This is a genomic window from Streptomyces sp. NPDC093591 (assembly GCF_044764885.1).
Lineage (GTDB): Bacteria > Actinomycetota > Actinomycetes > Streptomycetales > Streptomycetaceae > Streptomyces.
The window spans coordinates 288,908-312,562 of the sequence record NZ_JBIWIY010000001.1 but is presented as its reverse complement, the minus strand read 5'-3'; the positions used below and the strand labels follow the sequence as shown (position 1 = coordinate 312,562).

Sequence of the window (23,655 nt, the reverse complement as noted above, 5' to 3'; positions counted from 1 at the left end):
TCGTCGTGCTTGCCCTCCTTGTCGGGCTTGGGGTCCTTGGAGGCGCCCCAGTCGTCGTCCTCGGCGGTGACGGCGGTCAGCGCTCCGCCACCCGTGCGCATCCCGCCACGGGGCTCCTCGTGCTTGCCCCCCTCCTCGTGCTTGCCTCCCTCGTCGTGCTTGCCTCCCTCTTCCTTCTTGCCGCCCTCTTCCTTCTTGCCCCCGTCGTCGTGCTTGCCCTCCTTGTCGGGCTTGGGGTCCTTGGAGGCGCCCCAGTCGTCGTCCTCGGCGGTGACGGCGGTCAGCGCTCCGCCACCCGTGTGCATTCCGCCGCGAGGCGCGTCGTGCTTGCCCTCCTTGTCGTGCTCCTTGCTGTAGGAATTGTCTTCGTGGTCCCAGTCACCCGCCGTAACGGCGTAGGCTGCGGGTGCGATCGCCAGTGCGGCCGTGGCCGTCGCGGTGGCGAGCAGCATGCGGACAGAGCGCATAGGTGAGTCCTTCCGTCATGGCCTGGGCGGCTGACGCTTCATCACCACTGGAGCCAGGCCTGACGTGATCCACCGTCAGCCATTCCTTCCGGTCGCACCATTCAGGGCGTTCACACGGGTTACGCCGACACCCCGACCGGCCGTATCGCGACGCCCCTCCTCGCGGGCGAAAAGCCGTGTTGACCTGCGGAGGTTTACGGCGCCCCGAAGTGGTGAGGCGCGTGGGATGTCTCAGCACAGCGTCGCAGCAAGCGGGGCGGTGGACACCGCTCGCGTTCCCGCCACAGCGCCGTCACCTGCGCCTTCGAAGCACCGGGACGCGTTCTTCGACAACGTCAAGTACGCGGCGATCGTGCTGGTGGCGGTGGGCCATGCGTGGGAGCCGCTGCGCGACGGCAGCCGGGCCGTGAGCGCGCTGTACATGCTCGTGTACGCCTTCCACATGCCGGCCTTCATCGTCATATCGGGATACTTCTCGCGCGGCTTCGACGGCCGCCCGGAGCGGCTCAAACGCCTGGTCACCGGTCTCGTCGTCCCGTACGTCGTCTTCGAGACGGCGTACACCCTGTTCACCCGGTGGACCGACCAGGAGCCGGACCGCCCGGTCAGTCTGCTGGACCCGCTGTATCTGACGTGGTTCCTGGTGGCGCTGTTCCTGTGGCGGCTGACCACCCCGCTGTGGCTGCGGGTGCGCCTGCCGGTGCCGCTCGCGCTCGTCGTGGCGATGCTCGCCACGCTCTCGCCGTCCATAGGCAACGACCTCGACCTGCAGCGGGCGCTGCAGTTCCTGCCGTACTTCGTGCTGGGTCTGCTGCTGAGGCCGGAGCACTTCCGGCTGGTCCGCCGCCGCTCGGTGCGGATCGCGGCCGTGCCGGTGTTCGCGGGCGCGTTCGTGGTGGCGTACTGGGCGGTGCCACGGATGACCGGCGGCTGGTTCTACCACCGCGACAGCGCCGAGGAACTGGGTGCGCCCGCGTGGTACGGGGTCGTGATGACGCCGGTGCTGTTCGTCTGCTCGCTGCTTCTGGTGGCCTGTTTCCTCGCGTGGGTGCCCGGGCGGCGGATGTGGTGCACCGTGCTGGGTGCGGGGACGCTGTACGGCTATCTGCTGCACGGCTTCGTCGCCCAGGGTGCCAAGTTCTGGGGCTGGTACGACCCGGTGTGGGTCCAGCGGCCGCTCGGCGCGGTCGTCGTCACCGTCGTCGCCGCCGTGGTCGTGACCCTGCTGTGCACCCCGCCCGTCCGGAGAGTCCTGCGTTTCGTGGTGGAGCCGGACCTGCGGTGGCTCTTCCGGCGGGACGCGCCGGGCCCCGCGGAAGCGGACCGTGAGCGGGCCGCCGTACGCGGATGACCTGCCCGTCAGCTGTCGCGTACCAGCCCGGCGATGTGTGCGATGACCGTGTCGAGGATGTCGTTCCAGGCCGCCTCGTCACCGAGCACGAGGAAGTTGAGGGTCAGCCCGTCGGTCATGGCGGCCAGATAGCGGGCCAGGACGGGGACGGGCACGTGGAGCCGCAGGCCCATGGTGTGTCGCAGTTGGTCGATGAGCTCGGCGTAGGTGTCGGTGTACAGCTGGTACTGGCGCCGGGCCAGATGCTCGAAGCCGGGCCGGCGCAGGGCGTACTGGGTCAGTTCGTAGGTGAGCATGTGCTCGTCCGGGTGGGCGCGCACATGCTCCCAGTACGCCTGGAAGCCGGCCCGGACGGTCTCCTCGAGGGTGGCTCGGGGCCGTATGGCCTGCTTCACCACCGTCACGGAGTGGTCGGTGAGGGTGGTGATGACGGACTCGATCAGCTCCTGCTTGGAGTCGAAGCAGTAGTGGAAGACGCTCAGCGAGACGCCTGCCTCGGCGGCGATGGACCGCGTCGTGGTGTTGGGTACGCCGTCCCGGGCCATCGCCCTGATCGCCGCCTCGGTGAGCTGTCGCCGCCGCTCGGCGGACGGCAACCGTGCCATGGAGCCCCTCTCGTGGGTGTCAGCTGCTGTGGACGCCGACCTCGTAGAGGGAGTAGCCCCAGTCGGTGCCGCGGTCCAGTCCCTGGATGCGTACATATCTGGCCGGTGTGCCGGTGAACCTGGCCGTGTCGAGGCCGCCGTCGCCGGATGTCGTGGACCAGGCGGTCCGCCAGTTCACGCCGTCGGTGGAGAGCTCGATCCGGTACGACTTGCCGTACGCGCGCTCCCAGTCGAGGGTGACCCGTCCGACCAGGTGGGTGGAGCCGAGGTCGGCCTTGTACCACTGGTCGTCGCTCCAGTCGCTGGCCCAGCGGGTGCCGCCGTCGCTGTCGACGGCCCGGTGCGGCTGGTAGCTCGTGAACAGGCTCCACTCCGAGGAACTGGCGGTCGTGGTCGCGCCGCTCGCGAGATTGACGCCGGCCCGGTGGTTCTCGGAGGCCGCCCAGGTGTCGAGGTAGGACTCGGCGCCCCGGAAGAGGTCGTCCACCGTGTCCTGGCCGCCGACGCGGCGGATGTCCTCGATCCAGTCCGGGACGAGGCCGTAGTGGGCGGCGCCGTCGGTGTTCAGGTCCCAGGTGCGTTCGCCGGTGGTCTGGCGGTCGATGACGGAGCCGCCGTCGACGCTCTTGAAGGGGTACGTGACCTTGTTCGGTGCGTCCGCTCCGCGCGGTGCCGGCCAGCCGCCGACGCCGTTCATGTCGGTGCCGTAGCCGTAGCCCACGCCGTACTTGTCGCGCAGGGCCTCGGTGCGTTTCGCCTCCGCGATGAAGCCTTCGGAGCCGTGCATGTACTGGGCGATGAAGCCGCCGAGGTTGTAGACCCGTTCGGTCCAGTTCAGGTCCATCCAGCTGTGCGAGGAGAGCACGCCGGGGTAGGACGCGGCCTCGAAGATGTCGAGCGCGCGGCCGGTGGCCTTGACGCTCATGTGGTCGATCTCCAGCATCATCTTGCGTTTCATCATGCCGCGCACGGCGTACTCGCCGAGGTCGGTGAGGCCTCGGACGTTGCACTGGGCGTCCGCGTCGTAGGAGGGGACCTCGACGCCCGCCGGGAGCTCCTTCTCGGCCTCGGGGGCCGCGGCACCGCCGATGGGGTTGTCATGCTGGGGGCCGGTGCACTTCTCCGTCTTCCAGAAGGTGCCGGTCGACAGGAACTGGCCGACGTTGATGGCCGTGCCGAGGCCGCCCTCGTCGAAGCGGACGCCGCACAGGGCGTTGTCGAACTTGTGGCACAGGAACATGCTGCGCACGCCCAGCGCGTGCAGTTCGTCCAGGCCCTTGTCGATGTCCTCCTTGCCGCACTGCGCGATGTCGAGGATCTGCTTGCAGCCGAACGGCTCGGAGGTCTCGACGCCGAGGATGACCGCCAGCTTGCCCTGCTCGATGACCTGGCGGGCCTGCGCGCTGTCGGTGACGATGCGGAACCAGCCCTTGCCGGTGCCTCCGTACATCTTGTCGATGTAGGCCTGCAGGTCGTACGTCAGCTTGGCCTGGAGCCGGATGGACGTCATCTCGTCGCAGCTGCGGTCCTTGAAGAAGTACACGGAGCAGATCACGCCGTTGGTGACGAGGTCGTTGACCAGGACGCGCTGGCCGCCGCGCCAGGCCCGCTCGATCCAGGCGTAGTAGTTCTGCTGGTGGGTCAGCGAATCGTGGGCGGGCCAGTCCTTGAAGGTGGGCCAGCCGACCGGGTCGTGCTTGCCGTCGCCGCCGTTGGTGATGAAGTCGAAGATGGCGAGGGAGCCGTCGGGGTAGTGCTCGGGGCAGTCCTTGAGGGCGTCGGCGATGCCCTGCTCGGAGAAGGGCTTTCCGCAGATCAGGCGGCCGCCGAAGGCCTCGTTGGAGAAGATGTGGTCGTGCGCGTCAACGAAGCCGCGCACCTCGCCCTTGGCGTCGGTGCCGGTGAAGGGCTCTCCGGTGACGTTGACCTGGGAGTCCGGTGCGGGCCGTGCGGTAGGCACCCACCAGTCGGTTCCGGCCGCCGAACTGGGCGTCGGGCCCAGTGCGACGGCCAGCACGAGGAGGAGGAGCGACACCACGGTGACGTTCTTGCGTCTGCGGTACGGGCGTCCGGCACTGGTCACAGCCCACGTCCCTCGGTCGGCGGGATGCGGGGTCCGATTGTCATGACCTCGCAATACGTGCGACGAGGATGGCCATTACCGCATGACGAGTCAAGAGTCCGGGACAGATGACCTACTGACCGGAAACAGTGGACTACTGACGGGGAATCGGTTCACACCGCGTGGGTGACCCGGATCTTGGACTGGCCGTGCGGCAGTTCCTCCCAGTCCGTCATGAAGCGGGCCCGCAGGCCGTGCTTCTCGGCCAGAGCGACGAGGGTCTCGGTGCGGTAGTAGAAGTCCTCCCGCAGGACGTGGTGTTCCTCGCCCTCGGTACGGTCGAACGTGAAGTCGAACCAGCCACCGGGGGCGAGGACCCGGCCGACGTTGGCCAGGCACTCCTCGATGACCGTCAGCGGTGAGTGCGAGAAGACGCTGTGGGCGTGCACCAGGTCGAAGTGGGAGTCGGGCAGGAACCGCAGGGTCAGGTCCCGCACCGGGGTCAGCGTGGGGAGGCGTTGCTGCAGGCCCATCTCCACGACGGTGTCCTGTGCGGCGAAGAGGATGTCGGGCGAGATGTCGATGCCGTAGTAGTGGCCGGGGTCGAGGTGGCGGATGAATCGCCAGCCGCCGCGCAGGTTGCCGCAGCCGATCTCCAGCATCCGGTGCTCGGGCCGCAGACCGTGGCCGACGAGGTAGTCGAACTGCATCGCCCCGAGCGCCAGCCACCGCTCACGGCTGTGGCTGCCGACCGCCGCGTCCGGGTCGGCCCGGGTGTCGGAGCGCATCACGGCGCGGTAGTAGGAGACGTGGTCCGGGTGGCGGCGGCGCAGCCACATGTCCCGGGCGGTGCGGGCCAGATGGCGGGGCACCCGGTCGGGGTGGCGCAGGGCGTAGGCGAGGCGATGGCCGAGAGCGGCTCGGTTGACGGTGAGGTTCTTCGCCGGCATGGGGATCGTGCCTCCCTGGGGATGCGGTACCACCGAGGATGCTCAACCGGGGGCCGCGGCGCCACAGGTGCGGGCCGGCCGTGGAGGAGGTGCCTGGGGGTGGCAGCCACTGGGCGGGGTGGGTGCCGTCGCGGGTGGAGGGCGGTGCTTCGACGGCAGGAGCGCGGCGGGGGATGCTGGAAGCCGGATGCCGATCGTCTGTGCTGTCGCCGCTCTCGCCGTCGCGAACCTGCTGAACAACTGGCTCGCGCGGGGTCCCGTGCTGTACGTGGTCATCTGCGTGGCCGCGACGGCGGTCCTGCTGCTGATCGCCCGTTGGGACGGTCTCACGTCGGCCGAACTGGGGCTCGACGCGGCGGCGATGCGCCGGGGACTGCGATGGGCTCCCGTCCTGGCGGGAGTCGTCCTGCTCGTCCTGCTGCTCCTCCTCGCCGTGCCGGCCGGGCGCGAGGCGTTCCGGGACGCCAGGGCCGCGGACCTGTCCGTGGGGCGGCTGCTGTGGGTGACGCTGGTGCGGGTGCCGTTCGGGACCGTGCTGCTGGAGGAGACGGCCTTCCGCGGTGTGCTGTGGGCCATGATCAGGCGGCGGCGCGGCCCGGTCTGGGCCACCGGCGTGTCGTCGCTGCTGTTCGGGTTCTGGCATCTGATGCCGTCCCGCGGCATCAACCGCTCCAACGCCGCGGTCGGCTCCGTCTTCGGCGACGGCCCGGCCGGCGTGGCACCGACCGTGGCCGTGGCGATCGCCGCCACGGCCCTGGCCGGGGTCGTGCTGTGCGAGCTGCGCCGCCGCTCCGGCAGCCTGCTGGCGCCCATGGCCCTGCACTGGGCGGTCAACAGCCTCGGTTACGCGTTCGCCTGGGCGGCGGCCCGCTGGTGGCTCGACGGCTGACGGTCAGAAGTTGATCATGTGTCCGGCGAGGCCGTGCACCGCCTCCTTGACCGCCTCTCCGAGGGTGGGGTGGGCGTGCACATTGCGGGCGACCTCGTGGACGGTCAGGTCCCACTGCTGGGCCAGGGTCAGCTCGGGCAGCAGCTCGGTGACGTCCGGGCCGATGAGGTGGGCGCCGATGAGTTCGCCGTGGGTGTCGTCGCTGATCAGCTTCACGAAGCCGGTCGCGTCACCGAGGCCGTGCGACTTGCCGTTCGCGGTGAAGGGGAACTTGGCCACCTTGACGTCGTAGCCCAGTTCGCGGGCCTGTTCCTCGGTGTAGCCGAAGCTGGCGATCTGCGGCTGGCAGTAGGTGGCGCGCGGGATCATCACATAGTCCAGCTCCATCGTCTCGGCGTCCGCGATGGTCTCGGCGGCGATGACGCCCATCGCCTCGGCCGCGTGCGCGAGCATCAGCTTCGCCGTCACGTCGCCGATGGCGAAGATGTGCGGGACGGACGTACGGCAGCGGCGGTCGACGTCGATCGCGCCGCGCTCGGTGACTCTCACGCCGGTCTTGTCCAGGCCGTAGCCCTCGACATTCGGCTGGAAGCCGATGGCCTGGAGCACCTTGTCGGCCTCCAGGACCTGCTGGGCGCCGTCCTTGCCGGTCACGGTGACGCGCACCTGCTCGCCGGACTCGTCGACGGTGTCGACGCGGGTGGAGGTCAGCACGTCGATGCCCAACTTGCGGTACTGCTTGGCGAGTTCGGCGGAAACCTCGGCGTCCTCCAGCGGGGCCATCCGGTCCAGGAACTCGACGATGGTGACCTTCACGCCGTAGTTGTGGAGGATGTATCCGAACTCGACGCCGATCGCGCCGGCGCCCGCGATGACGATCGAGCGCGGCAGTTCCTCGGCCAGGATCTGCTCCTCGAACGTCACCACGCGGGCGCTGCGCCGGGTGCCGGGCAGCAGCTTCGGGGTGGCGCCGGTGGCGATGATGCAGTGGTCGAAGCCGATGGTGCGGGTGTCGCCGTCGTAGCCGGCCACCTGGAGGGTGTGCGGGTCGAGGAAGGTGCCGCGGCCGTCGATCTCGGTGATCTTGTTCTTCTTCATCAGGAAGTGGACGCCCTTGACGCGGCCGTCGGCCACCTTGCGGCTGCGGCGGAGCGCCTCGCCGAAGTCGAAGGTGACCTGGCCGTCCACCTTGATGCCGAAGGTCTTGGCCTCACGCGTGAAGATGTGCGCCAGCTCGGCGTTGCGCAGCAGTGCCTTGCTGGGGATACAGCCCACGTTCAGACAGACGCCGCCCCAGTACTTCTCCTCCACGACCGCCACCCGCTTGCCCAGCTGGGCGGCGCGGATGGCGGCGACATAGCCGCCGGGGCCCGCTCCGAGGACCACGACATCGAAGCGCTCGTCCTGCTCGACCATGGACTGTTCCTTCCTGAGGGCGACGTCCTGCTCTGCTGGTGCCGGGCGCTGCCAGGGTCTGGCGTCCGGCTTCTTCCAGCATGACCGCATCCACGAAGTTGTGTGGGGATGCGGGAGGGTGACGACGATCTCAGGTGGGGTGCGGTCCGGCGATCAGGTCCGTGCCCCGGCGGGCTCAGAGGCAGACGAGGTTGAGCACGCAGAGCTGCGCCGGCGAGGTCTCCTCCGGTGCGGGGCTCGACGGTGACGTGGACGTTCCGGTGCCGGAGCCGCTGTCCGAGCCTTCGGTCGCCGAGGGGGCCGGCGTCTGCTCCTGCTCGGTCGTCGTACCGCTGCTGTCGCCGGAGCCGGTTCCCCCGGACGCCGGTGTGACGGCCTGCGACTGCTGGGCGGGCGTGGCGGCCGCGGTGGGAGTCGCGGCGGCGTCCGGTCGGGTGACCTGGGGCGCGGTGCGCTGGTCGGGCACCGACTGCGGACGTGAGGCGTGGGTCGGAGTCAGATGTGAAGGAGGCGTGGTGCTGGTGCGCGGGGACCGGTGCGTGTCCTGCGGCGTGGACGCCGGACGGGTGAGCTCCGAGACCTGCTGCTCCGCGGCCGCCGTCTTGGGATTCTCCGGCGCGGTGGCCGCCTGGGCCTTGTCCCCGGCCCCCCGGTCCATCGCCGAGACGGTCAGACCGCCTCCGACCAGCGCAACGGCGGTCGCGACCACGGCCCGGCGCTGGCTCTTCTTCCAGCGGGCCCGCTGGCGCCGCCGCGCCGCCCGGCCCTCCGGGGCGACGGGGACGTCCTCCACGTCGGCGGCCGGGGCGAGGGGCGCCGCCGTCTCGTCCATGGCGGCCGCAGGGGCGGCGGCCTCGTCACGGAAGTAGCCGTCGTACCAGGTGTCGTCGGCGGGCGTGTCCCACGCCGTCGTCGCGGTCGCCGCCGTGCCCGGCAGGGCCGACACGGCGGGACCCCCGACCGCGGAGGGAGCGATGTCCGGGGCGTAGGCGCCGCACCCGGGGCACACGAGGGCCCCATTGAGATGCCGCCGGCACGAGGAGCAGTAGTCCATCTGCGGTCTTTCCGTTAGCACGCGGTATCGAACGGCCAGAACGCTAACGACGCTTTGGACAGGCTGTGTGCAGTCCGAGTGATGCTCCTGCGCAGATGTGACAGGAAGTGTGTGTGAACCATGACCCGCTCAGGGTTCACAGCACCCCTCGCGGCGCATACGGCGGCTCACCTCCCGCCACTCCTCCGCCGTCTCCGTTTGTTGCTCCGTGACGCCGTCGAAGGCGTCGACCAGGTCCGCCTGTGCGAAGAGGACGCCGCCGCGCAGGACCGCCACCGTGCGGATCAGCGTGGCGAAGTCGGTGAACGGGTCGCCGTCCACGACCGTGAGGTCGGCCAGCTTGCCCTCCTCCACGGTGCCGAGGTCAGCCTCGGCACCGAAGACGCGCGCGGGCAGCAGCGTGGCGGCGCTCAGTGCCTCGGCCGGGGACAGGCCGGCGCGGTGCAGGGCGCGCAGGGCCAGGTGCAGGTGCAGCCCGACGGGGACGATCGGCTGGTCGGTGCCGAGCGCGACCAGACCGCCGCCCGCGAGGATCCGCCGGTAGACATCCATCTCCCTTGCCAGCCTGGCCAGTTGGGCGCCGGTGGGCGGCTGCCCGGCCTGTTGGCGTACGAGCGCGGTGTCCCACGGCGGCATGAGCGCGGTGACGCGAGGGTCGTGCGCGAGCGCGGGGTCGGCCCCGAGGAGGGCCAGTGCCGTGAACGGCGTGGCGACGAGGTGGAAGTCGGTGGCGGTGTAGATCTCCTCGACGTCCTGGTACGCCCGCCCCGTCACGGACGTCGCGTGGCCGAACTCCAGCCGCTGTGTGGCCTGCAGATGGGTCGTCAGGTCCTGGCCCAGTTGTACGCCCGGGGTGCACAGGTGGCCGCCGCTGCGTACCCCGAGCCGCCGGTGCCCGAAGTCCGCGGCCTCCTTCATCACCCAGCCCGGGGCCCTTACGTACGTCTTCACGAAGTCCCAGTCCAGCGCCGCCCCGCGCGCCAGTGAGCGGCTGAGGCCCTCGCGGGTGCGGTGGGCGCGGCCCATGCTGTAGGCGACCCGCGCCCCGTCGAGGAGTTCGCCGGTGGTCAGCAGCCGGGGCCCGGCGAGCACGCCGGCGGCGACCGCCTCCCGGATGCGGGCCTGCTCGTAGGCGAAGCCGCCCAGCGAGACGGCCGTCGTGATGCCGTACGCGAGTTGGAGCGCGGTCTGGCGACCGCCGTACGTGGTCTGCCAGGGGTGGGTGTGCGCGTCCCACAGGCCCGGGATCACGGTGCGGTCGCCCGCGTCGACGCGGCGTGCGGCCGGGCGGCCGGCGCGGTGCGGGGAGACCTCCGCGATCCGGCCGTCACGGATCACGACGTCGACGTCCTCGCGGACGTCCGGTCCGGTGCCGACCCAGAGGCGGCCCGCGTGCACGACCGTGTCGGCCGGGCGCGGTCGGCGGTAGTCCAACGGGGCGCGGACGGTACGGGTCCGGCCGCTGCCGAGGTCGAGCAGGCGCAGGGTGCCCGCGGAGAGGTAGAGCAGGGTGCGGGCGTCGGCGGACCAGGACGGATGGTCGGCGGGTTCGGTGGTGAGCCGGCGGGGCTCGCCGTCCGGGGTGCCGTCGGCCCGCACGGGCAGCAGCCACAGTGCCGACTCGGCGATGACGGCCATCCAGCGGCCGTCCGGAGACCAGACGGGGCCGGAGTCGTAGCGGTCGGAGAGCGAGGTGTGGGGGGCGAGGGCGTGCAAGGTGGCCGTCGCGGTGGTCGTGTCGACGACGCGGATGAGGTTGTAGCCCTCACGGAAGCGCTGGTTGAGGCGGTTGCGGTCGCACAGCGCCACGTACCGGCCGTCGGGCGACCAGCTGGGCCGGCCGGGCAGCCCGCCCGCGCCGAGCGGTGCGGCGAGGACGCGTTCGGCGCCGTCGGGCAGGTCGCGCACCACGAGATTGCCGGACATGTCGAGGCAGGCCAGCCGCGTCCCGTCGGGTGAGAGGGCGGGGAAGACACGGCCGCCCTCGGCGAGCACGGTCTCCTCGCCGGAGCCGAGGTCACGGCGTCGCACGGCGAACAGTCCGGCGCGGTCGTCGGCGTACACCAGCGCCGTGCCGTCGGGCGTCCAGGCCGGGGCCGACACATAGCGGGTGGAGGGGACTTGCAGGACTTTGCGGGGTGTGCGGTCCCCTGTCGTGCCGGCGGTCCACAGCGCGTTGAGCGCGGCGAAGGCGACCGCGCGGCCGTCCGGGGACAGGGCGGGCAGGTGCAGCGCGCGGACGGGGCGGGTGCCGGCGCCGTCGAAGTCGTACGCCTTCCCGCGGTAGCGAGGGCGGTGCACGGGCAGCGTCGCCGTGAACGGGATCTCCTCGACGCCGGCCGGCGCGTCCGGGTCGAGCAGGCGGAAGTGTCCGTCGACGGTGAGGAGCAGCCGCTCGCCGTCCGTCCAGCGGGGCGGCGCGGGGAGGAGGTCTCCGTCAACGGCGACCGGTTTCCCGTCCACGACGAGGGTGCAGGAGGCCGCGGGCGAGGCCGTGGTGCGCAGGTGGGCGAGGCGCCCGGTGGGCGAGACGGCGGGGGTCATCAGCTGGGCGCCGGAGTCGTCGGTGTGCTCGGTGGTGACCGGGCCCGAGCCGTCCGCGGCCACCGACGCGAGGGTGGTCGCGCGGAGCGTGCCCGTCGCCGTGACGGCGGCCCGTACGAAAAGGAGGCGCTCCCCGTCGGGCGACCACGCCGGGTCGAAGTCCTCCCAGCGGCCGTCCTGTCCGGGACCCTGCTGCCCGGGGCGCCCGGTGAGCCGGGTCGTCGTGCCGGTGCGCACGTCCACGACCCAGATGCGGTACGGGGCGCCGGTCACGGTGTCGCCGCCGCGCTCGGAGGCGAACGCGATCCGCGTGCCGTCCGGCGACCAGGCCGGGCCCCGGTCGTCCCACGGTCCGTCGGTGAGCTGTCGCAGGCCGGTGCCGTCGGGCCGCAGCGTCCAGAGGTGGAAGCCGCCGCCGCGGTAGGCGCAGACGACGAGACGGCTGCCGTCGGGCGAGAACTGCGGACGGGTGGGTTCGAGGCCGGGCGGGGTGAGCGGGACGGCGGTGCCGCCGCCCCGGGGGAGGGACCAGAGGACGTTCTGGACCTCGGCAACCAGCCGGTCGCCGGACGGGGCGAGGGTCGCGGAACCCCCTGTGGCGGCGGTGAAGGAGAGGGCGGTGGTCGTGTCGGAGGCGGCGGCCGCGAGCGGCGTACCGGCCGTGGCGAGCGCCGTGGTGGTGACCGTGGCCGTGGCGGTGGCCTGGAGGAATCTGCGGCGGGAGAGCGGGCCGAAACGGAGGGCGTCGGCGGTGTCTTCGGTGTCCAAGGGGGCTCCCGGTGCGCGGAGTTGGCGGTCGGACAGGAGAGACCACTGGTGGCAACGTACGGGGCGGAGCCCGGTTACGGGCCCCGCCCCGGCACTTCTCGGCCGTTCTTCGTGCCGGCTAGACCAGAAAGAGCAGTTGGACGGCGACGAGTACGTCGATGACACCGCACCACTCGGCGAACGTACGGGAGACGACCTTGTCGAGCCTCAGGTGCACGAAGTCCCACACGCCGTGGAAGAACCAGCCGGCCGCCAGCAGATAGCGGCCCAGGTCGGGATCGACCGCCAGCCCGGCCAGCGCGAGCCCGCAGAAGACGAGCGCGCCCACGGCCTGCACGCCGAGCGCGGCCCGCCCGTGCGGTGTCCCGCGGAGGGCGCCCCAGGCCAGAAGGAGCAGGGCGAGGGCGACGAGGACCGTCGACGGGGCGACCACGTCCTGCAAGGGAAGGGCGAACCCCACCACCAGCGCGGCCCCTAGCACCGGCCAGGTGGCCTGTGGCTTTCCGATCTGATGCACGACCAGGTAGATCAGCGGCAGCAACGGCAGGGTCTCCCCGAAACCGCCGACCGCGTCGGCCACGTCCTCGGAGCCGGATGCGATCACGTTGAGGACGACGACCACCACGGCCAGGGCCGTGGGCCAGCGCCGCGTGAGCACGACGGCCGGATGGGGGCGGTCCGCCGTCGCGTGCGTGTGGGGTGCCTGCATGGCGGCTCTCCTTCGGTACGGGGGCGGGGTATCCGCCGACCCCTCCAGGCTGGACCTGGGCGAAGGCCGTCAGTAGTGCCGAATCCCCCTGCACGGGCGTGGAGTTGTCACGTCCGCGCATGACATTTGTCATGCGGTCTGGGACACAATGAGCGGGTGGGGGACGGGTCGATCGATCGCGGGGCGGCGGGGCTGACGAGCCTGCGTCGCTACACGTGGTGGACCGTGCCGGGCATGACCGCGGGTGTCCTGGCCGTCTTCGTCGGCGAGTGGGTCCTCGACGGCGACGTCCCGCTGTGGGCCCGCGTCCCGGCCGCCGCGGCGCTGGTGGTCGAGGTGTGGGCGAGCGTCGTCCTGCTGAGCCGGCGGCTCGCGCTCCTGCCGGTGACGGACGCGTCCCCCGGCCGCCCGCCCGTGGGCCGGCTGCTCACCGCCTCAGGGGCCGGAGTCGTACTGGCCGCACTCCCCCTCGCCCTGCGCGACTATGGGCTGTGGCCGGTCGCGCCCGCCCTGGTGGTGGCGATCGTCGCGACGTACCTCCCGCCGCACCGCAGGCGACTGCTGATCGCGGGCGCCGTGGCCCTCGCGCCGCTGCCCGGGGGCGTGGTCAGCCTGGTCGCGGGGGACGGGGAGCTGGCGTACGCCGCGCTGTTCCCGGCCGGGCTGGTCGCCTTCACGGCATGGGTGACGCTCGGCCCGCTGTGGGCCTGGGACACGGCTCGGCGCCTGGACGAGGCGCGGCGGCTGGAGGCGGAGCTGGCGGTCAGGGAGGAGCGGCTGCGGTTCGCGGCCGACCTGCACGACATCCAGGGCCATCACCTCCAAGTGATCGCGTTGAAGGGCGAGTTGGCGGCACGGCTCGTCGAGCTGGACCCGGCGCGCGCCGCCGCGGAGTTGAAGGAGATACGGCGGCTGGCGGCGGACGCCCTCAGCGATACCCGGGCGGTGGTGCAGGGGTACCGTCGAACGACCTTGGAGGACGAGATCACCAACGCGACGCGGGTGCTCGCCGCCGCCGACATCGACGCGCGGATGGCCGTCGACCCCGATGCAGTGGCCGCCGGCCTCACGGACTCCGCCCGCCATCTCCTCGGGCTGGTGATGCGGGAGGCCACCACCAATGTGCTCCGGCACAGCCGGGCCGGGCACGCCGAGGTCGACTACCGGATCGCGGGTGGTTTCGCCCGTCTGCGGGTGAGCAACGACGGCGCCGAGGAGCATCCCGCCGCCCTGGAGGGCACGGGCCTGCGCACCCTCGCCGAGCGGCTGGGGGCGGCCGGCGGGGAGCTGACCTGGGACCACGACGGTGACCGCTTCGAGGTCTCGGCCGCGCTCCCGGCGAACCCGGCGGAATCGGCCCGGTCACCGCGCTCGCCGAACCCCGCGGACGGAGCCGCCCGATGATCCGCCTGCTGATCGCCGACGACGAGGACCTGCTCAGAAGCGCCCTGGCCGCCCTGCTCGCGCTGGAACCGGACCTCACCGTCGTCGCCGAGGCGTCCACCTCCACCGAGGCGGTACGGCTGGCCCGCGAGCGCCGCCCCGACATCGCGGTCCTCGACCTGGAGATGCCGCCCACCGACGGGCTGCGCGCCGCCGAGGAGATCCGGGCCGAACTGCCCACGCGGATCGTCCTGGTGACGCGGCACGCCCGGCCCGCCGTGCTGCGCCGGGCGCTGGCCGCGGGCGTACGCGGGTTCGTGCCCAAGACGACGCCGGCGGCCCGGTTGGCCGAGATCATCCGCGACATCGCCGACGGCCGCCGCTACGTCGACCCGGACATCGCGGCCTCCGCCCTGACCGAGGACGACTGCCCCCTGACCGACCGCGAGCTGGAGGTCCTGCGCGCCGCCCGCACCGGCGCGTCGATCGCCGAGATCGCCACCGAGGTCCATCTCGCCCCCGGCACGGTCCGCAACTACCTCTCCGCGGCCATGTCGAAGCTGGGCACCCCGACCCGCCATGCGGCCGCCCACCGGGCCTGGGAGCAAGGCTGGATCTAGGCCGGGTTGGGCCCGTCCTGGGCCGAATCCGGGCCGGTTCCAGGCCTGTCCTGGGACCGGTCCTTGGCCCCAAGCCTTGGCCCCAAGCCGGTTCCAGGGCCCGCACTGGGGCCGGTCCTGAACCCGCCTGGGCCGGGTTCCAGGCCCGCCCTGGGCCCACCCTGGGTCGGCCCTGAGCCGGTTCCAGGAATCGCCTCTACGCCGGATCCGACGACGCCCGCTCCTCCCCCGCACCAGAGGCTTCGCGTCGCCTTGGAGCCCGCCTCCTCGGCACCGCGACGGCGCCGGACGCGGCGGCTTCGAGGAGGCGGCGGAAGGTGGGGCATTCCATGTGGCTCGGCGCGGGGCAGGCCGCGGCGTGGCGCAGGGAGTCACGCAGGACGCCCAGTTCGCGGATCCGTCGGTCCAGTTCCTCCGCCTTGGTCGCGAGCATCTGCCGGTCGATGCGGGGCCGTCCGTCCGGTGCGAACATGCGCGCGATCTCGTCGAGGGAGAACCCGGCGGTCCGGCCCATCGCGATCAGCGCCAGGCGCTCCAGCACGCCGGGGTCGTACTGACGGCGCAGGCCGCGCCTGCCGGTGGCGGCGATCAGCCCTCTTTCCTCGTAGTACCGCAGCGTCGAGGCGGGCACTCCGGCGCGCCGCGCCACCTCGGCGATGTCCAGGTCCGTCATGTCCTTGACCTCAAGTCGACTTGAAGTAGCACGCTGTCATCGAGGCCCGACGAACGCAAGCACAGGAGACGATCATGGACATGGAGCGCAGGAGCCAGGACGAGCAGGCGGCCCGTTGGAACGGGCCCGGCGGTCACGCCTGGGTCGATGCGCAGGCGGTGTTGGACGAGGTGCTCAGGCCCTTCGAGGATCTCCTCGTCGAAGCGGTCGCCGCCGAGCGCGCGGAGCATGTGCTCGATGTCGGCTGCGGCACCGGCGGCACCACGGTGGCCGTCGCGCGACGGCTCGGTCCGGCAGGCCGGTGCGTCGGTGTCGACATCTCCGAACCGATGATCACCGCCGCCCGGGCGCGCGCCGAGCGGGAGGGCACCGCGGTGTCCTTCATCCGCGCCGACGCACAAGATCACGTCTTCGAACCCGCCGACTTCGACCTCGTCATCTCGCGCTTCGGCGTCATGTTCTTCAACGACCCCGTCCAGGCCTTCGCGAATCTCCGGCGCGCGGCCCGGGAGGGTGCCGGGCTCCGGTTCATCGCGTGGCGAAGCCCTGCGGAGAATCCGTTCATGACGACCGCCGAACGCGCCGCGGCACCGCTCCTGCCGAACCTCCCCGCCCGCCGGCCGGACGGGCCGGGACAGTTCGCGTTCGCGGACGCGGAACGGGTCCACCGGATCCTGGAGGAAAGCGGGTGGTCCGGGATCGACATCCGGCCGGTCGACGTGACCTGCACGCTGCCCGAGCGGGAACTGGTCGGCTACTTCACCCGGCTCGGTCCCGTCGGTCAGGTGCTGCCCGAGGTGGACGAGCAGACCCGCGCAAGGGTCGTCGAAACGGTCCGCGCCGCCTTCGAACCGTTTGTGCACGGCTCGGAAGTCCGCTTCACCGCGGCCTGTTGGACGGTCGGCGCCCGGGCGAAACTTTCGTGATCTCGGCGCCCCTTCCTGTGCGCCGGCGACCGACGCATAGTGAGGGAGCGGTTCTACGGGTCGGCCACGGGAACGGTGATGCAACGAGATGACGCGGAAGAACGCCCTGGTGGTCCGAGGCGGTTGGGAAGGGCATCGGCCGGTCGAGGCCACGGAGCTGTTCCTGCCCTTCCTGCGCGGCGAGGGGTACACCGTAAGGGTCGAGGAGTCGACCGAGGTCTACGCCGACAGCGCCGAGATGGCCGGCACCGATCTCGTCGTGCAGTGCGTCACGATGTCGCAGATCACCGCGGAAGAGCTGGCGGGACTGACCGCGGCGGTCATGGCCGGCACCGGCTTCACCGGCTGGCACGGCGGCATCGCCGACTCGTTCCGCGCCTCCTCCGACTATCTCCACCTGGTGGGAGGGCAGTTCGCGACCCACCCGGGCAAGGAGCCGTGTGAACGTCAGGGGGGCCAGGAGGACAACTACCTGCCGTACACCGTCAACATCACCGAGCTGGGCCGCGAGCACCCGATCACGGCGGGCCTCGACGACTTCGAACTGCACACCGAGCAGTACTGGGTGCTCCACGACGACCTGATCGACGTGCTGGCCACCACCACCCATCCCGCCCGGCCGTGGCAGCCCTGGCACCGCCCGGTCACGTCACCGGCGGTCTGGACCCGCCGGTGGGGTGCCGGGCGCGTCATGGTGGCGACGCCGGGGCACAGCCTGGACGTCCTGCGGAACCCGAACGTGCGCACCGTCATCGAGAGGGGCATGCTGTGGGCGACGCGCACCGCATCGGCGTCGTAGGGCTCGGCGTCATCTCCCGCGCGTACCTGGACACCCTCGTCGGTCATCCCGCCGTACGCGTCACCGCGGTCGCCGACCTCGACGCCTCCCGGTCGGCCGCGGTCGCCGCCGACCTGCCCGGCGTCCGGGCGCTGGCCGTCGAGGAGTTGCTCAGCAGTCCCGAGGTGGACACGGTGCTCAACCTCACCGTCCCCGCCGCTCATGCCGAGATCGCCCTCGGCGCCGTCCGCCACGGGAAGAACGTCTACGGCGAGAAGCCGCTCGCCGCCGACCTCGCCGAAGCGCACGCCGTGATGGAGGCGGCCGCGAAGGCCGGGGTGGGTGTGGGGTGCGCGCCGGACACCGTCCTGGGCACCGGCATCCAGACGGCTCGGGCGGCTGTGGAGGCGGGGAGCATCGGACGCCCCCAGTTCGCCTCGGCCGTCATGGTCACGCCGGGACACGAACGCTGGCATCCCCACCCCGACTTCTACTACGCCGCCGGGGGCGGCCCGCTGCTGGACATGGGCCCGTACTATCTCGCCTCCTTGGTCCACCTGCTCGGTCCGGTGCGTGCCGTGATCGGGGCGGGCGGGCGGCTGCGCGGCGAGCGCGTCATCGGTTCCGGGGCGCGGGCGGGCGAGCGGATACCGGTCGAGGTGGACACGCATGTCTCCAGCGTGCTGGAACACGTGGGCGGGACGCTCACCACCCTCACGACGAGCTTCGACGGCGTGGCCACCACGGCCGTGCCGATCGAGGTCCACGGCGACGCGGCCACCCTGGCGGTTCCGGACCCGAACCGCTTCGACGGTGAGGTACGGCTCTTCGAACTCGGCGCCACGCGGTGGCGCACGCTCCCGGCCTCGGCGGGCTACGTCGACGGCCGACGGGGCGTCGGTCTGGTCGACTTCGTCACCGCCGACGCCCAGCGGGCGCCGCGCGCGGACGGCGGTCTCGCCCTGCATGTGCTGGAGACGATGAGCGCGCTCCTTCGGTCGTCGACCGAAGGGCGCCGCATCGAGCTGACGACGTCGGCGCGGGCGCCCGTTCCCGTTCCGTTGACGCCCGCACAGGAGTGGAAGGGGTCCGGCGTCGGCTGATCCCCTGCGAGGGTCAGTCCACGGGCCAGGTGTGCGCGGGCGCGTTCAGGTGCATGTAGTCCATGTACGTCGTGGTCATCTGCCGCAGCGCCTCGCGCCGGTCCGCGGTGCCGCCCTTCTCCAGCTGGTGGACCGTCTCCGCCTGCCACAGGGCGCCGTTGCGGGCGGTGACGCAGCGCTGCTCGATGACGCCGAGCAGGGGTTCGCGCCAAGCCGCGTCGATGCCGGCCAGCTCCAGGCCCCGGTGGGCCAGCGGCAGCAGGCGCCGCAACACCAGTTCCGTGACCGGCACTTCGCCCATGCCAGGCCAGTACAGGCGGGCGTCGATGCCGTCGCGGGCGGCGGTGTGGAGGTTCTCCTCGGCGACCGAGAAGGACATCCGCGTCCAGACCGGCCGGTCCTCGTCGACCAGGGCGCGGGTCAGGCCGTAGTAGAAGGCGCCGTTGGCGATGATGTCCGCCACCGTGGGTCCGGCGGGCAGGACGCGGTTCTCGATGCGCAGATGCGGGCCACTGCCGGTGACGGCGTAGATCGGGCGGTTCCAGCGGTAGATCGTGCCGTTGTGCAGCGTCAGTTCGCCCAGCTGCGGCACGCCGCCGTGGCCGAGCACCTCCTGCGGGTCCTCGTCGTCGCACAGCGGCAGCAGCGCCGGGTAGTAGCGCACGTTCTCCTCGAACAGGTCGAAGACGCTGGTGATCCACCGCTCCCCGAACCACACGCGAGGTCGTACGCCCTGGGCCTTGATCTCCTGCGGGCGGGTGTCGGTGGCCTGCTCGAACAGCGGGATGCGGGTCTCGCGCCACAGCTCCTTGCCGAACAGGAAGGGCGAGTTCGCCGCCAGGGCGATCTGGACGCCCACGACGGCCTGGGCCGCGTTCCAGTAGTCCGCGAACTCCCTCGGGGAGACCTGCAGATGGAACTGGGTGCTGGTGCAGGCGGCCTCGGGGGTGATGGTGTCGGCGTACGTCGACAGGCGCTCCACGCCGTCCACCGTGATCCGCAGGTCCTCGCCCCGGGCCGCGAAGATCTGCTCGTTGAGCAGCCGGTAGCGCGGATCGCCGGAGAGGGCGGACTCGCCCACGTCCGCCTCCCCCAGGGTCGGCAGGATGCCGATCATGATCAGGTGCGCGCCCACGGCCGAGGCGCGTTCCTCGGCGTGGTTGAGCGCGCTGCGGATCTCCTGCTCCCAGGCGCCGGGGCCGCCCGTCGTCAGCTGCCGGGGCGGGATGTTGATCTCCAGGTTGAAGCGGCCCAGCTCGCTCGACCAGGCGGGATCGGCGATCGCCCGGAGAACGTCGGTGTTGCGCATCGCCGGCAGACCGTCGGCGTCCACCAGATTGAGCTCGATCTCCAGCCCGACCTGGGGGCGCTCGCTCTCGAAGGTCGACTCGCGCAGCATCTGCGCCAGCACATCGAGGCAGGTGTGCATCTTCTCCCGGTACCGGCGGCGATCCTCCCGCGTGAACACCAGGGCCGGCACGTCACGTCCCATCGTGCCCTCCCGAGTTCCCTCGGCGGATACCTCTCGTCCCAGCGTCGCACCTCTGAGGGCACCCGGACAGTCGGCGCACGGCCGGGACCCCGCTCACCGCAGGAGTCCGGCCCGCTCGCAGGCGGACCGGAGCTTCGGGACGCAGATCTGGTCGATGGTGTACACGCCGTCGTTGACGAGTGTCTGCTCGATGGTGCCGACCGTGACCGCCGTCGGGGTGAGCAGGACGGACGGGATGTCCTTGGTCGTGGGGCTGTCGGTGTTCGTTTTGGCGATGTCCCGGACGTCCTCGCCGCGTCCCAGGGCTACGGCCATGGCGGCGGCCGCGGTGGCTTCCGCCCGGAACGGTTTGTACACCGTCATGTACTGCTCGCCCTTGACGATGCGCCGCACGGCGTCGAGGTCGGCGTCCTGACCGGTGATCGGGGGCAGCCGCCGGACCCCGGCGCTCTTGAGAGCGGCGATGACGCCCGCGGCTATCGCGTCGTTGGCCGCCAGGACACCGCCGATCCGCTCCGGGCCCAGGGCCGCTATGGCCGCGGACATGTTGGCGTGGGCGTTGTCCGTGCTCCAGCCCTGAGTGGCGTAGGTTCTGCCGATCCGCACCTTGCCCGTGAGGACGGACAGCGCGCCGCTGCGGTACCAGGCCGCGTTGGGGCTGGTGGGATCGCCGTTCATCATGACGACGTCGCGGGCACGCGGCCGGTCGCCCATGGCCTCGAGGAGCGCCTCGCCCTGGAGTCTGCCGACCTGGCCGCCGTCGAAGCTGACGAAGCCGGAGATCGGGCCTTCGGCGAGCCGGTCGTAGGCGACGACCGGAACGCCCGCCCTGCGGGCCTCCTGGATCGAGGAGCGGAGCGCTCTGGTGTCGGCGGCGTCGAGGATCAGCACCCCGGCCCCCTTGGTGATCATGGAGATCATCTGTTGCCGCTGCCGCGTCGCGTCGTTCTCGGCGTTGGCGTAGAGCATGGTGCAGTCGGGGCACAGCTCCTTCAGCCGCTCCTCGATCAGCGGCTTGTCGGAGTGCTCCCAGCGGGGCACCGCGCGGCTGGGGAGCAGCAGGCCGACGGTGAAGCTGTCCGCGCCCGCCTCGTCGTCTCCCCCGCAGGCGGCCAGGGACGCCGTCAGGAGTCCGGCGACGAGCACCGCGATGACGCGCCGCGCACGGGTCGGCAGGATCCTCATGGCGGACCCCCTCGTTCGGGTCTTGGTTCCGCGTCCGCCGGGGCCGGATCCGGTTCGCGGTGCGGTACGGCGATCTCGCTCCACACCTGCTTGCCGCCGGCCACCGGCACGGAGCCGAAGGACTCGGACATCGCCTCGACAAGGAGCAGCCCTCGGCCGCCGGTCGACTCCCAGTCCACGATCACGGGCTTGGCGGGTGCGCGCGGCGAGGAGTCGCTCACGCTGACCCGTACCCGGCCGGCCCTCAGCGTCAGATCGACGCTGACCGGGCCCTGGGTGTGCACCAGGGCGTTGGTGACCAGTTCGGACACGACAAGCAGGACGGGATCGGTGGCTTCCTCGACCTTCCACCGGCGCAGGGTGCGCGCGGTGAAGCGGCGGGCGTGCATGACGGCGTCGGGCAGCCGCCACACCGCCCAACCGGCCCTGGTCGGGCGGATCTTCATGCCGTCGTAGCGCAGCAGCAACAGGGCGACGTCGTCCTCACGGCGGCCCACGTCGCCCAGCAGGGCGTCGGCCATGCGGCCCGGATCGGCCGGATCGGCCTCGGCGAGCGCGGCGGACGTGCGGCGCATGCCCTCGTCGAGAGGCAGGTCGGCGGACTCGACCAGGCCGTCGGTGACCAGGGCGAGGACCGTGCCCGGGGTCAGGACGACCGAGGTCATGGGGAACTCCGCCTCCGCGAGGACGCCGAGCGGGAGTCCGCCCTCGACCTGGACCTCCTCGGTCCTGCCGTCGGGATGGCGGACCAGCGGTGCGAGGTGACCGGCCCGGACGAACAGGGTGGTGCCCTCGTCCATGTCCAGTTCGGCATAGCAGCAGGTGGCGAAGAGATCGGTCTCCATGCCGACGAGCAGGCGATTGGCGTGAGACATGACCACGTCGGGCGGGTGGCCCTCCACCGCGTACGCCCGGACCGCGGTACGCATCTGGCCCATGATCGTCGCGGCTCCGGCGCTGTGCCCCTGTACGTCTCCGATGACCAGCGCCACCCGGTCCTCGGAGAGCGCGATCACGTCGTACCAGTCGCCGCCCACCTGCAGCCCCCGTCTGGCCGGCAGATAGCGGGCGACGGCCGTGCCGCCGGGCAGCTCGGGCAGACGCCTGGGCAGCAGGCTGCGCTGCAGCAGCGTCGCGAGCTCCTGCTCGGCGTCGTGTGCGTGGGCGCGCTTGAGGGCCTGGCCGACCAGGGCGGCGGTGGCCGTGAGCAGGGAGCGCTCCTCGGGCGCGAACTCGTGCGGCTGATCCCAGCCGACCAGGCAGACACCGGCGGGCCGGCCCTTGGCGGGGAGCGGCAGGACGGCCAGGCCGCCGGTGCCGATGCCCTCCAGTCCGGGTTCGAAGGCCGTACCGGCCGGCCACAGGTCCGTACGTCCGTCGCGCAGTGCCATCTGCAGGGTGGGCAGGGCGCTGACCGGCGCGTCCGGCCATTCCGATCGCCACTGCGCCCGCCAGGTCTCCGGCCAGGCCGCGGGCTGCGGCGGGTCGAGCATGGTGACGGTGAGCCGGTCGTCCCGCAGCTCGGCGAGGGCCACCCGGTCGGCGCCCAGCGGTTCCCGCAGCGCGGCCACGACCACGCGGCCGACGTCGCGGACCTCCGTGGCGTCGTCGAGCGCGGCGGTCAGCCACTGGATCCTGGCGACGTCGTCGGCGCTCCGGCGCAGCACCGACGTCGCCGTCACCACGCCCAGCACCTGGTCCGGCCGGTCGTCGGCGCCCGGGACCAGCCGGCAGCTCAGGTTGAGCCAGCGCATCTCGCCGGTGGGGCGGCGGACCCGGAACTCCAGCTCCCGTCGGCCGAACGCGGGCGTGGACGGCTCCAGGACCGACATCAGCGCGTGCATGTCCTCGGGGAGGGCATGCGCGAGCAGCGTGTCCGCCTTGCCGTCGAAGTCGTCGGGTGTGATGCCGACCAGGTCGAGCAGGATGCCGTCCGCCTCGACCAGGCCGGTGTTCGGCACCAGGACGAAGGAGCCGACCCGCAGACTCCGCAGGGCGGGACCGAGCAGCGGCACCGGCGCGGGCCGGCCTTCTCCGGCCTGGAGCAGGCCGGCGACCGCGTCGGAGTACCGCTCCAGGAAGCGCCGGTGCTCGGCCTCGAAGCCGGTTCTGGCGGCGCCCACGACGACGAGGCAGCCCAGCCGGCTGCCGTCCGACCCGAGCGGCAGCGCCCCGAGCGACAGCTCCGCCCGTGGCGGCGTCGGCCCGCCCTCGGGATAGGAGGCGAGTTCAGGGGGGTTCAGCCACAAGGGGCGGCCGGTGCGGAAGGCGTACGCCGCGGGTGAGCCGCCCGAGACGGGCAGGTGCTCCGCCAGCCCGTACTCGGAGGTGGCGCAGCCGACCGTCTCCGCCAGCCGGAGCTCCTCTTCTCCCGCATCGGACACACCCGCATCGGACACACCCTCGCCGGGCACGTAGACGGCCACCAGCGCCGCTCCGGCGAACCTGAGGACCCGATCGACCGCGGCGACCTCGGGTACCGGAGGCGGTGAACCGATGTCCGCGGAGCCGGCCTCGGATGCCCGCAGCTCGGGGAATCCGGCCCAGGAACGGCCGTCTTGAGGCATGTCCGCTCCCTACCTCCCGCCCATGCCGCCGGTGCCGACATATGGGGATATAGAGGCACCTTCCCACCAGAATCGCATAGGAGTGCAATCAGGACAGACGGGCGTCATCACCT

Annotated in this window: 18 protein-coding genes and 1 pseudogene; 7 read left to right on the top strand and 12 right to left on the bottom strand. The window is 71.9% G+C overall.

Annotated elements, in window-relative coordinates:
* Nucleotides 1–467, bottom strand: a pseudogene (locus ACIREI_RS01350) (hypothetical protein); the annotation flags it as partial.
* 226 nt (nucleotides 468–693) lie between these two features.
* On the opposite strand from ACIREI_RS01350, the gene ACIREI_RS01345 reads away from it, so the two are divergent.
* On the top strand, nucleotides 694–1,818 hold the full coding sequence (locus ACIREI_RS01345) for an acyltransferase family protein (protein WP_403325978.1): 1,125 nt from the start codon (nucleotides 694–696) through the stop codon (nucleotides 1,816–1,818).
* Between the two features lie 8 nt (nucleotides 1,819–1,826).
* Here the strand turns inward: ACIREI_RS01345 and ACIREI_RS01340 are convergent, their stop codons facing one another.
* The 3 genes from ACIREI_RS01340 to ACIREI_RS01330 form a co-directional block, all read right to left on the bottom strand.
* On the bottom strand, nucleotides 1,827–2,423 hold the full coding sequence (locus ACIREI_RS01340; protein WP_403325975.1) for a TetR/AcrR family transcriptional regulator: 597 nt from the start codon (nucleotides 2,421–2,423) through the stop codon (nucleotides 1,827–1,829).
* A gap of 19 nt (nucleotides 2,424–2,442) precedes the next feature.
* Nucleotides 2,443–4,506 (bottom strand): discoidin domain-containing protein, encoded by a 2,064-nt coding sequence (locus tag ACIREI_RS01335; protein ID WP_403325972.1) that lies wholly within the window; start codon nucleotides 4,504–4,506, stop codon nucleotides 2,443–2,445.
* A gap of 152 nt (nucleotides 4,507–4,658) precedes the next feature.
* Nucleotides 4,659–5,435 (bottom strand): class I SAM-dependent methyltransferase, encoded by a 777-nt coding sequence (locus tag ACIREI_RS01330; protein ID WP_403325970.1) that lies wholly within the window; start codon nucleotides 5,433–5,435, stop codon nucleotides 4,659–4,661.
* 187 nt (nucleotides 5,436–5,622) lie between these two features.
* On the opposite strand from ACIREI_RS01330, the gene ACIREI_RS01325 reads away from it, so the two are divergent.
* On the top strand, nucleotides 5,623–6,324 hold the full coding sequence (locus ACIREI_RS01325; protein WP_403325967.1) for a lysostaphin resistance A-like protein: 702 nt from the start codon (nucleotides 5,623–5,625) through the stop codon (nucleotides 6,322–6,324).
* A gap of 3 nt (nucleotides 6,325–6,327) precedes the next feature.
* Here the strand turns inward: ACIREI_RS01325 and lpdA are convergent, their stop codons facing one another.
* The 4 genes from lpdA to ACIREI_RS01305 all read right to left on the bottom strand — a co-directional run bounded on the left by lpdA (nucleotide 6,328) and on the right by ACIREI_RS01305 (nucleotide 12,815).
* Complete coding sequence (gene lpdA / locus ACIREI_RS01320) at nucleotides 6,328–7,740, bottom strand: dihydrolipoyl dehydrogenase (protein WP_403325964.1); 1,413 nt, start codon at nucleotides 7,738–7,740, stop codon at nucleotides 6,328–6,330.
* A 175-nt stretch (nucleotides 7,741–7,915) separates the two neighbouring features.
* Nucleotides 7,916–8,686: a hypothetical protein gene (locus ACIREI_RS01315; protein ID WP_403325962.1), complete on the bottom strand. Its 771-nt coding sequence runs from the start codon at nucleotides 8,684–8,686 to the stop codon at nucleotides 7,916–7,918.
* A gap of 237 nt (nucleotides 8,687–8,923) precedes the next feature.
* Nucleotides 8,924–12,106, bottom strand: coding sequence for an amidohydrolase family protein (locus ACIREI_RS01310; protein ID WP_403325960.1), 3,183 nt, complete (start codon nucleotides 12,104–12,106; stop codon nucleotides 8,924–8,926).
* A 118-nt stretch (nucleotides 12,107–12,224) separates the two neighbouring features.
* Nucleotides 12,225–12,815, bottom strand: a complete 591-nt coding sequence (locus ACIREI_RS01305; protein WP_403325957.1) for a hypothetical protein — start codon at nucleotides 12,813–12,815, stop codon at nucleotides 12,225–12,227.
* A gap of 234 nt (nucleotides 12,816–13,049) precedes the next feature.
* Here ACIREI_RS01305 and ACIREI_RS01300 point away from each other — a divergent pair, with 234 nt between their 5' ends.
* Both ACIREI_RS01300 and ACIREI_RS01295 read left to right on the top strand, forming a co-directional pair.
* Nucleotides 13,050–14,219, top strand: a complete 1,170-nt coding sequence (locus ACIREI_RS01300) for a sensor histidine kinase (RefSeq protein WP_403325954.1) — start codon at nucleotides 13,050–13,052, stop codon at nucleotides 14,217–14,219.
* Nucleotides 14,216–14,818: a DNA-binding response regulator gene (locus ACIREI_RS01295; RefSeq protein WP_403325952.1), complete on the top strand. Its 603-nt coding sequence runs from the start codon at nucleotides 14,216–14,218 to the stop codon at nucleotides 14,816–14,818. Before ACIREI_RS01300 ends, ACIREI_RS01295 begins: the two co-directional genes overlap by 4 nt.
* A 196-nt stretch (nucleotides 14,819–15,014) precedes the next feature.
* On the opposite strand, the gene ACIREI_RS01290 is transcribed toward ACIREI_RS01295, so the two are convergent.
* Complete coding sequence (locus ACIREI_RS01290) at nucleotides 15,015–15,491, bottom strand: helix-turn-helix domain-containing protein (protein WP_403325949.1); 477 nt, start codon at nucleotides 15,489–15,491, stop codon at nucleotides 15,015–15,017.
* Between the two features lie 74 nt (nucleotides 15,492–15,565).
* Between ACIREI_RS01290 and ACIREI_RS01285 the strand changes: the two genes are divergently transcribed.
* The 3 genes from ACIREI_RS01285 to ACIREI_RS01275 all read left to right on the top strand — a co-directional run bounded on the left by ACIREI_RS01285 (nucleotide 15,566) and on the right by ACIREI_RS01275 (nucleotide 18,298).
* Complete coding sequence (locus ACIREI_RS01285) at nucleotides 15,566–16,417, top strand: class I SAM-dependent methyltransferase (protein ID WP_403325947.1); 852 nt, start codon at nucleotides 15,566–15,568, stop codon at nucleotides 16,415–16,417.
* A gap of 88 nt (nucleotides 16,418–16,505) precedes the next feature.
* A complete protein-coding gene (locus ACIREI_RS01280) occupies nucleotides 16,506–17,216 on the top strand; it encodes a ThuA domain-containing protein (RefSeq protein ID WP_403325944.1) in 711 nt (236 codons plus the stop codon).
* Complete coding sequence (locus ACIREI_RS01275; RefSeq protein ID WP_403325941.1) at nucleotides 17,186–18,298, top strand: Gfo/Idh/MocA family protein; 1,113 nt, start codon at nucleotides 17,186–17,188, stop codon at nucleotides 18,296–18,298. The genes ACIREI_RS01280 and ACIREI_RS01275 overlap by 31 nt, the downstream gene beginning before the upstream one ends.
* Before the next feature lie 13 nt (nucleotides 18,299–18,311).
* Here the strand turns inward: ACIREI_RS01275 and ACIREI_RS01270 are convergent, their stop codons facing one another.
* From ACIREI_RS01270 to ACIREI_RS01260, 3 genes are all read right to left on the bottom strand, one after another.
* Nucleotides 18,312–19,790, bottom strand: coding sequence for a glutamate--cysteine ligase (locus tag ACIREI_RS01270; protein WP_403325938.1), 1,479 nt, complete (start codon nucleotides 19,788–19,790; stop codon nucleotides 18,312–18,314).
* Between the two features lie 93 nt (nucleotides 19,791–19,883).
* Nucleotides 19,884–20,975, bottom strand: a complete 1,092-nt coding sequence (locus tag ACIREI_RS01265) for a sugar ABC transporter substrate-binding protein (protein WP_403325937.1) — start codon at nucleotides 20,973–20,975, stop codon at nucleotides 19,884–19,886.
* Nucleotides 20,972–23,542: a SpoIIE family protein phosphatase gene (locus ACIREI_RS01260; protein ID WP_403325934.1), complete on the bottom strand. Its 2,571-nt coding sequence runs from the start codon at nucleotides 23,540–23,542 to the stop codon at nucleotides 20,972–20,974. The genes ACIREI_RS01265 and ACIREI_RS01260 overlap by 4 nt, the downstream gene beginning before the upstream one ends.
* Nucleotides 23,543–23,655 lie beyond the last annotated feature (113 nt).